The organism is Pelagicoccus albus, assembly GCF_014230145.1.
In the GTDB taxonomy this organism is placed as follows: domain Bacteria; phylum Verrucomicrobiota; class Verrucomicrobiia; order Opitutales; family Opitutaceae; genus Pelagicoccus; species Pelagicoccus albus.
This window is the reverse complement of sequence record NZ_JACHVC010000011.1, coordinates 1-11,885: the sequence shown is the minus strand read 5'-3', so window position 1 is coordinate 11,885 and position 11,885 is coordinate 1. Positions and strand designations below refer to the sequence as shown.

Below are 11,885 nucleotides of genomic sequence, written 5' to 3'. Positions count from 1 at the left end.
CGTTAGAAAATAATAATGACCCCAAAATTCAGATACACGCATTCTCATACCTTCACACGAGAAGAGTACGTGTATTTGACCGGACTCTTCTCGAGGAAAAGCAAGCCACTAAGACTAACGCTAGCGATTCTGATTGGCGTAGTCTGCCTGCTTTCTCCGTACACGATAGTAATCGGAGTAGCGATCCTACTTCTCGTTGGTCTAGCTTTCTTTCTAGGAAAGAAGAGCGCAGGAACTTTCAATCGTTGGTTTACAAATTCGAAGTTTCTCCAAGGCGAAGTGACCTATGAAGTGAACGATAGAGATCTTCGGATCAGCTGCGATAAACTCGATATCCGAGTGGATTGGGCGATGGCGTCGGTTTGGGAAGAAAAAGACGGTTGGCTTCGAATCTCGTGCGAAGCGACTCCAAACCTATACTTCAGAATCGAAGAGTTGAAAAAAGCGGAGGTCTACGAGCATGTCATCGACCTGTGCAATCATTACGCAGTACGCTTCAACTCCGAAGATGCAAAAATGAATTCTAACCAGTCAGCCCATACAACTCCGGCCAGCGCTCCGCGCTGACCTACGCGTATGGCTTTCACGTTAGCTAAAAAAATGAAGATCCCCAAATTGGCATTTCTGCCCCTTACCCTGACTACACTCTTCGTGAGACTGTCGGCGATAGAAGACGTAAGCATGGACTTAAGTTTCGATGCTGGATCAGCATTTGTTCGATGGTCGAACCAATCTCAAAGAGAAATTAGCTACTACCGAAACCAGAGTACTTCGAATGGCGACCAGTATTGGGGGTATCGACTCTATTTAATAAACGAAGAGGACGAAGTGACAAAAGTCTTTTTCGTTGGAGAGACCGAAGCGTCTGTACCCGATTTCAGCAACCTAAAGCCAGGAGAGACTGAAACGACCGAGATTGATTTGGATGCGTGGTTCAAGAAAAACGAAGAATACGAGATGCCTAGACCTAAAGATGGGAGATACATCACATTCATGAAATATGATGATTCTGAATACGATGGTTCACTAGGTTTCACCAGTCTTGGCACCCATTTTTCATCCATCGCAACTCTTCAAATTGAGAATGGAAAAGTTAAAAACTAGAGCTAACCAGACGGTGCTGGCAACGTCGGCTAACGCCGCCGTCACCAGACCTTAGCGTTATGCAAAAATGAATTACGAATTGATAGCGGGAATCCTGATTTTAGTCGGCACATCTGTACTGTTTATCATAAACTTCAGCGATGCGCCCGCATACTTCTCGAAGAAAAGAATCCAAGCATTTGCGAGGAAAAGAAACTGGGAAGTCATCACTTTAAGACAGGACACTCGTTATGGATACACGGACGACATGGGGCAGGATCCCTCAGCATCTCGCCTCGTATTCAAACTCACCTACAGAAGCAATGAAGGAGTAGTTATGGAATCCATTATCAGTTCTGGATTTCTTGGATTTGATTTGGAAATCCAATACGAGAAACCAAGAAAAGAATGAAAGAAATTTGGCATAACCAGGCGACGCATACAACTTCGGCAAAGGCCCGCCTCTTTGACTACGAACCTTTAGAAATCAACGACCTCAGACATGGAGGCCAAGCCTAGGCCTCGTCGTATGGTCTTAGCGTTGGGGAGAAAAAATGATAGTCACCCGAATATCCGAAATCACAAACTACGGGATCGACTATCTCCACGAATCGAAAAAGGAAACGTTACTCTGGATTGAGTTCCACACTGCCAACGCATTCAAACGAGACCTCCTGAACTATGACCTCATTTGCCTCCAACTATCCAAAGAAGATAAGAACGAAGGAATCGAGCTAGACGAAGAGGATCCGAAATGGAACGAATTGATTAACGAGCTTCCAAAACGAATTGATGGGTTTAGAGACTGGAAGATTTGGTTCTCCGAAGTGGCACATCCTGCATTCAAGACAAACCTAGTCAGAATCTATGAAAGATAGAATTAACCCCAACAAGTCGTTTCATACAACTCCGGCATCGCTCCGCGATACCTACGTCGTATGAACTCTGCGTTGGACAAAATAAAGTAGTGAGCAAAATCGAACAGTTTCTTCTGAATCCAATCCCGTTTCCCAAGAACGAGAATGGACAACTCGGTTTTCTTTGTTTCCTCGCGATTTTCCCAACTCTGCTCGTATCTGCATTCATACCCGAACTATTGATTGTATGCATGGTTTTGCTCGGGCTGACCTTTCTCCTTTTCGCTCCCTACTTTCTAATCATTCTCACTACTTTCTTCATTCCGATCATAGTGGCTGCAACGACCGAAGGTATGGAAAAATGGATAGATGAGAATTTGAACTACACCGTATTCACTTTCCTATGTATTTTGATCGGGGTAGGACTTATGCTTTGGAAAGTCCCCAAAATGAAGGTCGCAAAATCACTATCAAGAACCAACGAAAAGAAAGTCCAACCAGTCAGCCCATACAACTCCAGCCAGTCGCTCCGCGACTGACTTCCGCGTATGGCTTTCACGTTATGGGTATCAAATAATGACCTACATTAAGGACCAATGGATCACCCAAGCTCACAAGAACTCTGCGAACCATCGAAAAGAAATCGAAGCAAGCGAGGTTTGTGGCTGTTTCTTCTGCTTGGAAACGTTCGAACCCAAGCATATCGAGGAATGGACTGATGAAGGCGATGACGGAGAAGGAACAACAGCGATGTGCCCTAGGTGCGGCATTGATTCAGTCATTGGATCGAAATCAGGCTACCCAATCGAAAAAGAGCTTCTAGAAAAGATGAGGAAATACTGGTTTGAAAGCTAAACAAAGAATTGTCCATAACCAGTCACTCCAGGCAACTGCGGCAAACGCCCGCCTCTTTCAATGCGACCCCACGAAATTCAACCACCTCAGAAGTTTCCACGATAACCTAGGCCTTGTCGCCTGAGCTCGACGTTCTGCAAAGATGAAGTTAAACATCACAACCGTCGTACTCATCCCCATGCTAGCACTACTTGGATGCGATAAGAATCCTTTTGGGGATACAGTCATCTTGGATACAGAGGCGTCAGTCGATTATCTACCGTTGTTTAGCTGCGAAGACGGAAAGAATATTAAGTTTATCTTCCATAGGCCATTTCACGGTAAATCGACGTTGGAAAGAAGCCATGTAGACACTTTCCTTGAAGCGAGCGACGGTTCGAAACCAGAGTTAAAGATAGAGCAAACCGAAACAGCATTTCTGGAATTCACCATCTCGCGGCAAGATGGAGAAGCCTTCACCCTAGGACCATATAACTATCAGATTATGACGATTGTTGACGACGAGCCCTTTCCGTTTATTGGCAGCTTTACTCTATATTCGGGTAAAGAAGGATTCAAAAGCTTAAAAGAAAATAGGCAGAACCAGTCGGTCGATACAACTGCGGTCAGCGCTCCGCGCTGATCCTCGCGTATCACCTCGACGTTAGCCGAAAATATAATTATGGAAATTGGTCTACTTAATCGAAGGATGCAGCATCCCGAACAGACGGTAGAACTTCTTGACCTAGTCATTTCAAGCTTCGGTTTCAGGCGAAGGACCCTAACCTTACGTTCAAGCTACAAGGCCCGAAGCATTCCAACTAAACCAACTTGTGTATGGAGGCTTTGGAGACTACCTACAAGAGGCTAACAAGTCGGCCCATTCAATTCCGGCAAACGCCCGCCGTTTCAATCCGACCTGTGTCAAATCAACCCCTAATTTAAGTTAAACCCAAACTGAGGCCTCCATGCATGGCCTCTGCGTTCACCAAAGATAAATGAAACTCGCCACGATCATATTCGCAGTTGCAATCGCGAGCCTACAGCAAATCGCAAGCGCCAGAATAACCGAGGAAGAGTTTTATCAACTATCCATCGACGTCGTCATGCACCGTGAGCAGAATGATTCCGAACTGAAAGGTTCTCTTCACAATGGATACGCACGATTGATAGATTACGGAATGAAAAAATCTGTCCCTTTTCTTATCGACGACCTCACCGAAGCTAACGAAGCAATCAAGGAAGCTGAAGAAAAGAATGAAGGATATATCTGCACTTGGAAGCACCTACATGATGCACTAAAAGCCCAAACCGGAGAGGATTTCGGATTCGACCAAGAAGCATGGAGAAGCTGGTGGAACACCAAAGGAAAGAATCTACCTGAAGAGCACTTCAACCCGAAGAAAAACAAAGAAAAGGTGAACCAGGCGGTCGATACAACTGCGGTCAGCGCTCCGCGCTGATCCTCGCGTATCACCTCGACGTTAGCCTAAAATATAATTATGAAGATTGGTCTACTTAATCGAAGGAAGCAGCATCCCGAACAGACGGTAGAACTTCTTGACCTAGTCATTTCAAGCTTCGGTTTCAGGCGAAGGACCCTAACCTTACGTTCAAGCTACAAGGCGGCAAACGCCCGCCCTTTCAATCCGACCTGTGACAAATCAACCCCTAATTTAAGTTAAACCCCAACTGAGGCCTCCATGCATGGCCTCTGCGTTAGCAAAATAAACAAATGAGCATACTAGCCCTAATATCATCCCTAGCTTCCATTGTTGGCTTGCTCATTCAAGTTGGCGACAAATTCAAAGAAAAGAGAGAGTTACGAGACAAGGTCATTTACACAGTCTACGGACTCACAGCAGGAACAATTCTTGGATTAGTATCAGGAATCGAGTTCCGAATGGAAGAGACCCTAACTCTTGGTTCACTTGTGGGCCTGTTTCTTATGGTCGTTATGGCGGTAGTTATCGTCATATGTGCAATAGCTTACACGAAATCGAACAAGACAGCAGGCGACGAGATATACGCCCTCTCTGGCCTATTCTGCACACTTGTGATTGTCGGAATCTTTTTCACGCTACGTAGTGACTCACAGCCTACAAAATCAGACAGGAATGATCTAAGCTATTACGAGCACCGCATTCTGATCGATCAGCTTATGAAGGATGGTCGATACGAGAGGGCTATGGAATTCACCAATAACGCAGCATATTGGCTAGATGAAGACGACGTAAGAATGGACAAGCTCACGGAAATTGGATTGGAGATTTACAATGCGATGTTAGAACGAGATGGACTACCCCCTGTAACATTGGAAGAGATGCGAAGCAGAATGGAAGCCGCTAACACGATTGACCTGACCACTGAAAGAGTCGAGGAAAAGGAAGGTAAGGAAGATGCTAACCAGACGGACCATACAACTCCGGTCAGCGCTCCGCGCTGATCCTCGCGTATGTCCTCCACGTTCACCAAAAAATAATGACTTCCCCAGTCGACCACTTCATCGCCACTTTGGACCAGATCATCGAATCACCGAGATGGAAAGACGAGGACACCCCGATGCCAGGAAGAATCGATGAATTGGCAGTTCGAATAAACGATGGAAAGACCTATCAGAAATACAGAAGAACAAAAGAATATGAGCTAGTGATTGAAGTGATCGAATCATTCGAAGACGCACTGAACGACGATTGGATGCCTTTTCAGATCGAAGGATTAGATCTAAAGAAAGCGAAGGATTTTGCTACGGGAGTACGAAACATCCTGATACAAAAAGAACCTGAATCCTACCAAGATGAAATCATCGCGTTGCACAAAAGAACCAAAGAAAAATAGGGTGAACCAGTCGTCCCATACAACTCGGGCCAAGCGCCCGAGTTGTGGAACCAGCAAGGACATTTCCAACCCCCACCTTACCCACAACCATCACTGAAGCCCTCGCGTATGGACTTCACGTTCGATCAAGTAATGAAATACATGACGCCCCGAAAGTCTGAAACTCTGAGTCTCCCCATTTCTGCGGAGACACTGTTTTCCGCACTTTCAGGAGTCGTCGGAAAGTTGAAGCTATCGAGACTCGACTCACCATCCCACGAACTTGAAGGAAGCGTATCCAAAAAAGGATTCTATCTGAGTTTCCCAAGCTACGGTGAAAACGCACTCAGAGCCTTTTCGACTGGAACGATTCAGGAGAAAGAAGAGAAATTACGAGTTGAGACATCACTCGGTGGATTAGGCCACATCGTTCTGATCTCATATCTTGCCCTACTTTCCGCACTAGTTGTACTCACTATCATTTCGATATTCACATCGATTCCATCCATTGAGCTCTTTGTCTGTACCCTTCTGGTCTTATCACTCAGATTTCTGCTTTGGAAGCACACCAAAAAGAAGATCGCCGAGCTTCATGAACACGTGGTGAAAGTAATTGAAGAAATATCGAACCAGTCGTCCCATATAACTCCGGCCAGCGCTCCGCGCTGACCTACGCATATGGACTTCACGTTCTCAAAAAAAATGAATCAGCCGTTACACGAACTTACATCCGACGATTTGATAGTTCTGTTCGAGTGGCTAAGCCATAACGAAGAAAAAGAAGAAGTTACCTTCTCTGATCTATCCGAACTGATCGTTCTAGATAAAATCCAAGGCCTACTTGAGAAGGCAATGGTTGAGCCCTTCAAAACAAATTACGGAGAGGTGCTGCTCGAATCCAGAACCAGAATCAAAAATGAATTCGAAGAAAAGATGGGAATAGAAACTTGGCTGCACAAATTATTAAAAAATGAATCCGCTGAGAAGAATAAATAAAATTAGTGAGAACCAGTCGGTCGATACAACTGCGGTCAGCGCTTCGCGCTGATCCTCGCGTATCACCTCGACGATATGAAGAAAAGATGAGACTTACGATCTACCCCAGAAACCCTATTCTCAGACTAACCTTTCTTGTCGGCTATTTCTTGCTAAGCATTCAAGCGTTCTACGTGCTGAGACCGTACTTCCTATCGTACGCCGAAGGAATCATGATTAGAGGAGCAGACTTTGAGAGTTTCACAGATTCATTCATGGGGATCACTTGGGCCGGATTCTGGGTGTTCATCTCATTCGGTTTCATCGTGGAGATCCTACAGAAAAAAGGGGCAGGAAGAATGAATGAAGACATCGACAATTTCGAGTTCTGGCTCTTAAGGCTAACCGTGGGGATCACAGGGCTAGGCATGCTGGATCTAGGGAGGGCGATGTTTGAAAACGAGTCGTTCTTCGGACTGATTGGCGATTCGCTAGAAGGCGTTCTTCTCCTTGGAGCCGGTATAGCTATCGTATCTTTGATTTCGATACTTCGACCGATTTACTACAAAAAGAAATTAGCATATCAAGACGCTGCTCACAACGTGCGCAAGCGCACGCCGTGAGAGCTCTGCGTTAGCCAAAAAATAAAACCATGGCCCCAACAACCACAGAAAATTATACCTTAAATTTCGAAGGTGATGATGACATTCCGGTAAGCCTCTTGGGGTCGTACCTTATGCACTTCCGCACCGTTCACAAGGCCGTCGAACTCCTGCTCGAAGAGAAATCGGAGTGGAACCCTACGCCAGAAGAATACTACCAAATTTCGGAAAGACTACGAAGAGAGCACATCGTTCGTGCAGCTCGCCCTTTTCCATACCCACGATATCGCTACGATCCCGATTGGCACGATGGATATTTCGAAAAAGACATTCTCAAACTAGTTAGAATAAACAAAAACAGTCCACTAGAGATCGTTCTATGTGGTGCTATTTCTGCAATAACTATAGCAGTCATTTTTTCAGGCGGAACAGTAGAAGTAGGAAAGACCGGGATAAAAGCCAAACTACCACCGATCGGAAAGGGAATCAAAAAGCTCCGAGATGCAATAAATGACAAATATGATAAGGGCTAACCAGGCAGCGCATACAACTCCGGCCAGCGCTTCGCGCTGACCTACGCGTATGGCTTTCACGTTAGCCGAAAATATAATTATGGAAATTGGTCTACTTAATCGAAGGATGCAGCATCCCGAACAGACGGTAGAACTTCTTGACCTAGTCATTTCAAGCTTCGGTTTCAGGCGAAGGACCCTAACCTTACGTTCAAGCTACAAGGCCCGAAGCATTCGAACTAAACCAACTTGTGGATGGAGGCTTTGGAGACTACCTACAAGAGGCTAACAAGTCGGCCCATTCAATTCCGGCAAACGCCCGCCCTTTCAATCCGACCTGTGACAAATCAACCCCTAATTTAAGTTAAACCCCAACTGAGGCCTCCATGCATGGCCTCTGCGTTGGAAGAAATATGAAAAGCACGAGAAGAGATAACCCGAAAGGTCATTGTGCGGAATCGACTAGAAGCTTTTTGCGTGAAACAAGCGCGGAAGCTAAGTCCGACCGAGTATCGCAATTCTTCATACGCTTTTTCTCATTGGTTTTCATCACACTTACTCTAGCGATTTTCGCTCTCCTGGTTGGATACGGATTTGCCAAGGCGCTCGAACTATACTACTCGATTTCACGTGAGCGATTTCTATTCACGATGGTCGTGACCGCCATTTTCTTGACCATCGGTGGAATGGTCGTTGCAGCAAAAACTCTGTATTCAAAATCATGAGTGAGAAAAGGATTTCCAACAAGTCGGTCGATACAACTCGGGCCAAGCGCCCCGAGTTGTGGACGCAGCAAGGACGTAGCTACACAACCTCTTTCACAACGGGCCTGTAGGCCCTCGCGTATCACCTCTACGTTAGCCACAAGAAATGGAATACGAAATCCAAGAGATGAGGTTTAAGAAGGGTGAAAACGTCTTCATCGTTTTAGGCACCTTCATTCTCATCGCGATTGCTATTCCACTTATCCCACTGATTCCTTCCGATTTTCCTCGGGCTGAAGGCTCCGAAAAAAGAATCATTCTGATGGAAGTCGGAGTCATTCTCGCTGGAATCATCTATTTGGTGCTCTACCTGAAGCTTCGTTCATCTTACAAACTCGATGATGAAAAGCTATGGATTAAGAGGCCTTTCTTCTCATTCACGATCAAGTACGACAAGATTCGCAACTATTACTGGGATCGAGGAAAAGGTCTAAACATTGAGAAGCTATTGATCGAAGAGATCGGCAACCCCCACGATCCATACGAAATCATCTGGAACCGTATTCAAAAAGAGGATCAGAAGAACTTTATGAAGATTTTGAGTACGGGAGTAAAAGCTGCAAAAAAGAAAAGAGAGGCTAACCAGTCAGCCCATACAACTACGGCCAGCGCTCCGCGCTGACCTACGCGTATGGCTTTCACGTTCTCCAAAAAATGAAAATAGGAACCATCCGAAAGAACTACGCCATTACCTTGTTGGTATCATTTTTTGGCGTTCTTCTTGTCTGCAGGGTACTCCTCGGTTGGAAAGGAATGATTGAGATAGCGGAAATGTGTTACCCGCAAACAATTGTTGGCTACGTTGGCATCGTCATCTACGCTGAATTGGTCGGATTCAAGTTATCAAATAAACTATTAAGATATCGAAACGGATCTCTCTTCATGTTGAGCGCATTCTTGTTTGGGTGCTTGATTGGATCCATCTCAACGATGGTGATTTATGGAGACTACGACATCTACGACTACATCTACAAACCCATGTTCTGGTTGGCATTCTTTGGCAGCATTCCAGCATTAACGATCGGCCTTCTATTCACGAAACTACTGAAAAAAGATTGGGAGAACCAGTCGGTGCAGACAACGAGCGCAAGCGCTCGCGTCTGACCTCGACGTTCTCCAAAGAAATGAAGAAAACCATTCCAGCTGACCTGATCGACGCAAAAACTGGATTCTTCCAAAAATGGAATGAAACAGATCGGTTCGACCTGTATCAAGCGGGTCTCTCATGGCCAATCATCGCCACCATGATCGACGGTTTTGGCGTTCCAGCATCATGGACGCAACGATTCGGAATGACACGAACTGATACGTTGTTTGCCTGGATAGAAGAATTATCAAAAGAATGGAATGGATTCTACATAAAAGACCAGGACGATGCTTGGTCAGAACTAGATTGGGAACGAAAACTATCTGGACTACAGATTAGTTCAGCGATTCTAGAAGAGTTCATTCGCAACCCCGCTATGGAGAATGGTTCAGCCTACTTAGGCCTGTACTTGGAGTCAGCCGACGACCTTATCCTATTCACCTACACACCCGCAGAATTTTTCCGAATATCGGTTCATGGTAAAATGATCGATATTTTGAAGAAGAAAATGAAAGGAGAACCAGACGGTTCTCACAACTCCGGTCAGCGCTCCGCGCCGACCTCCGCGTGAGACCTCGACGTTCTCCATAAGTGAACGATTCTCGAATCGAAGGCGGCATCATCCACATCCAGTGCTAACACGACAGATCAACCTCACTTCTAACGAACGAAACAGACAAGGCCAGCAGACGATTTTTTCGACATCGGCGTATCAGACTTCATCATACGACAAGGAATCTAACATGACGGTCTTTTCTTTATTCATTCCAGATTTGGACGCGCGAACCTCCTGCATTGAAGAGAGAAATTTTGGGAGAACCAGCCGTCTCATACAACTCGGGCCAAGCACCCGAGTTATAGAACACCCAAGCGCAATTCAACCCCGAGTTCTTGCTAAAGGGTCCATCTAGGCCCTCGCGTATGTACTCCCCGTTCACCAGAAAATGAATACTCCGGAATTCAAGACTATCGAAGCGATCTATGGAATCCCATGCGAAGAGATGCCTACTCGTTTTGAGCGTGCGGTCCTAGTGACTCAAGAGGCGGAGTTTCTCATCAGTTGCGAACCTGAGTTTGACGAGATAGTAATCACAAAAGAAGAAAGAAAGGAACGAACAGAACCACCCATTCTAGCAGGTTGCTTTCGCGTGACTTGGAGTTGGATACTCACGAATCAGCAGGGCTACACTGATGGACTAAGAATTGAAATGAAATCAGAAGAAGATGAAACCTACTGCTATGAGTTCATCTCGATCGCTTCAGGAATCGAAATTCACAAGTCCGAAAAAGTTAGGGTGAACCAGTCAGCCCATACAACTCCAGCCAGCGCTCCGCGCTGACTTCCGCGTATGGCTTTCACGTTAGGCAGAAAATAGAAAATGACCATTGGAGCATTTCCCAAAGACTATCCTTCGATTGTGGACACAGCACCACAGCAGTTTGGGATCTTCTATTGGCCATTCGATGCAAGGCCCGCGGAGCAACACTGTGCTACGATTACCAAAAAGAAAGATTCGTTTATCTACGAATACCGACCACACGAGGGCGATCCAGAAACAAAGGAATACGAAAGAAAAGAAGATCTGGTTGACCGAATGAAAGACGACAACCGTAGATTAAACGATTCAGGAAAATGCGTGATAGAATTCTAACTACGAGAATGGAAGAAAAGAAGAATAGGCCTAACCAGGCGGTCGATACAACTCGGGCCAAGCGCCCGAGTTGCGGTCGCAGCAAGGACGTATCGTTCCCTACTCTTTCTCCACGTTCAATCTAGGCCCTCGCGTATCACCTTCACGTTCACCAAATAAAATGAAACTCTGGATACAGGCCTTGGCTCTCGTCACACTTTGCGGATGCAAAAGCGAGCTAGCATCTATTCATCCAAATCCTCCTTTTGAAATACCAGAGCTAATTCCGGTTGGAGGCATTCCAGATAGCTACGAATGGAAGTTCAAAGATGGGCCCGATTTCTACACCTACCTAGCTGAGAAAGGCGAAACTGGAGTTAGCATCTATTTCGGAACCCATCCCCACTTCGAAGAAAAGAATAGAAAAAAGAAAGATTCGACTACTTTGCTTTCGACACGAATCGACTGGCTTGAGTCTGATCTCGATTCACACTCAGTAATATGGGAAGCATTGGTTCCCTACCGTCATTCACCGCATTTTACAGAGCTAAAGCTCCACTTATGGATTTGGGGATCCAGCGAAGAACAGGTTCGGGACTTAGCGATTGGCTTAGAGAACATGTCGTTCGACCAAACAACCTACGAAAAAAGAAGGGTGAACCAGACGGACCATACAACTCCGGTCAGCGCTCCGCGCTGATCCTCGCGTATGTCCTCCACGTT

21 protein-coding genes are annotated in these 11,885 nt (G+C 45.7%); all 21 read left to right on the top strand.

Annotated elements, in window-relative coordinates:
* Positions 1-15 precede the first annotated feature (15 nt).
* The 21 genes from H5P27_RS09750 to H5P27_RS09650 all read left to right on the top strand — a co-directional run bounded on the left by H5P27_RS09750 (position 16) and on the right by H5P27_RS09650 (position 11,862).
* Positions 16-567 (top strand): DUF308 domain-containing protein, encoded by a 552-nt coding sequence (locus tag H5P27_RS09750; RefSeq protein WP_185660184.1) that lies wholly within the window; start codon positions 16-18, stop codon positions 565-567.
* Between the two features lie 33 nt (positions 568-600).
* Positions 601-1,104, top strand: coding sequence for a hypothetical protein (locus tag H5P27_RS09745; RefSeq protein WP_185660183.1), 504 nt, complete (start codon positions 601-603; stop codon positions 1,102-1,104).
* A gap of 67 nt (positions 1,105-1,171) precedes the next feature.
* Positions 1,172-1,495, top strand: a complete 324-nt coding sequence (locus H5P27_RS09740) for a hypothetical protein (protein WP_185660215.1) — start codon at positions 1,172-1,174, stop codon at positions 1,493-1,495.
* 142 nt (positions 1,496-1,637) lie between these two features.
* Entirely contained in the window at positions 1,638-1,961 is a 324-nt protein-coding gene (locus H5P27_RS09735; RefSeq protein WP_185660214.1) for a hypothetical protein, read from the top strand.
* Between the two features lie 89 nt (positions 1,962-2,050).
* The gene (locus H5P27_RS09730; RefSeq protein ID WP_185660213.1) at positions 2,051-2,479 is read left to right on the top strand and encodes a hypothetical protein; all 429 of its coding nucleotides are present in this window, start codon (positions 2,051-2,053) and stop codon (positions 2,477-2,479) included.
* 37 nt (positions 2,480-2,516) lie between these two features.
* Complete coding sequence (locus H5P27_RS09725) at positions 2,517-2,795, top strand: hypothetical protein (protein WP_185660212.1); 279 nt, start codon at positions 2,517-2,519, stop codon at positions 2,793-2,795.
* 142 nt (positions 2,796-2,937) lie between these two features.
* Positions 2,938-3,417 (top strand): hypothetical protein, encoded by a 480-nt coding sequence (locus H5P27_RS09720; protein ID WP_185660211.1) that lies wholly within the window; start codon positions 2,938-2,940, stop codon positions 3,415-3,417.
* Between the two features lie 355 nt (positions 3,418-3,772).
* Positions 3,773-4,237 carry a hypothetical protein gene (locus tag H5P27_RS09715; RefSeq protein WP_185660210.1) on the top strand — a complete coding sequence of 155 codons (465 nt, stop codon included), beginning with the start codon at positions 3,773-3,775 and terminating at the stop codon, positions 4,235-4,237.
* Positions 4,238-4,509: 272 nt separating this feature from the next.
* Positions 4,510-5,220 carry a hypothetical protein gene (locus H5P27_RS09710; protein ID WP_185660209.1) on the top strand — a complete coding sequence of 237 codons (711 nt, stop codon included), beginning with the start codon at positions 4,510-4,512 and terminating at the stop codon, positions 5,218-5,220.
* A 35-nt stretch (positions 5,221-5,255) separates the two neighbouring features.
* Positions 5,256-5,612: a hypothetical protein gene (locus tag H5P27_RS09705; protein ID WP_185660208.1), complete on the top strand. Its 357-nt coding sequence runs from the start codon at positions 5,256-5,258 to the stop codon at positions 5,610-5,612.
* A gap of 132 nt (positions 5,613-5,744) precedes the next feature.
* Positions 5,745-6,260, top strand: a complete 516-nt coding sequence (locus tag H5P27_RS09700) for a hypothetical protein (protein ID WP_185660207.1) — start codon at positions 5,745-5,747, stop codon at positions 6,258-6,260.
* Positions 6,261-6,293: 33 nt separating this feature from the next.
* On the top strand, positions 6,294-6,587 hold the full coding sequence (locus H5P27_RS09695) for a hypothetical protein (protein ID WP_185660206.1): 294 nt from the start codon (positions 6,294-6,296) through the stop codon (positions 6,585-6,587).
* An 86-nt stretch (positions 6,588-6,673) separates the two neighbouring features.
* Positions 6,674-7,189, top strand: a complete 516-nt coding sequence (locus tag H5P27_RS09690) for a hypothetical protein (RefSeq protein ID WP_185660205.1) — start codon at positions 6,674-6,676, stop codon at positions 7,187-7,189.
* A 29-nt stretch (positions 7,190-7,218) separates the two neighbouring features.
* Positions 7,219-7,701 carry a hypothetical protein gene (locus H5P27_RS09685; protein ID WP_185660204.1) on the top strand — a complete coding sequence of 161 codons (483 nt, stop codon included), beginning with the start codon at positions 7,219-7,221 and terminating at the stop codon, positions 7,699-7,701.
* A gap of 392 nt (positions 7,702-8,093) precedes the next feature.
* Positions 8,094-8,405, top strand: a complete 312-nt coding sequence (locus H5P27_RS09680) for a hypothetical protein (protein ID WP_185660203.1) — start codon at positions 8,094-8,096, stop codon at positions 8,403-8,405.
* 145 nt (positions 8,406-8,550) lie between these two features.
* Positions 8,551-9,066: a hypothetical protein gene (locus tag H5P27_RS09675; protein ID WP_185660202.1), complete on the top strand. Its 516-nt coding sequence runs from the start codon at positions 8,551-8,553 to the stop codon at positions 9,064-9,066.
* A gap of 32 nt (positions 9,067-9,098) precedes the next feature.
* Complete coding sequence (locus tag H5P27_RS09670; RefSeq protein ID WP_185660201.1) at positions 9,099-9,548, top strand: hypothetical protein; 450 nt, start codon at positions 9,099-9,101, stop codon at positions 9,546-9,548.
* A gap of 20 nt (positions 9,549-9,568) precedes the next feature.
* Positions 9,569-10,102, top strand: coding sequence for a hypothetical protein (locus H5P27_RS09665; RefSeq protein WP_185660200.1), 534 nt, complete (start codon positions 9,569-9,571; stop codon positions 10,100-10,102).
* A 373-nt stretch (positions 10,103-10,475) separates the two neighbouring features.
* Positions 10,476-10,871 (top strand): DUF6334 family protein, encoded by a 396-nt coding sequence (locus tag H5P27_RS09660; protein ID WP_185658694.1) that lies wholly within the window; start codon positions 10,476-10,478, stop codon positions 10,869-10,871.
* Between the two features lie 39 nt (positions 10,872-10,910).
* Complete coding sequence (locus tag H5P27_RS09655; protein WP_185658693.1) at positions 10,911-11,183, top strand: hypothetical protein; 273 nt, start codon at positions 10,911-10,913, stop codon at positions 11,181-11,183.
* Positions 11,184-11,343: 160 nt separating this feature from the next.
* Positions 11,344-11,862 (top strand): hypothetical protein, encoded by a 519-nt coding sequence (locus H5P27_RS09650; protein WP_185658692.1) that lies wholly within the window; start codon positions 11,344-11,346, stop codon positions 11,860-11,862.
* Positions 11,863-11,885: the final 23 nt, after the last annotated feature.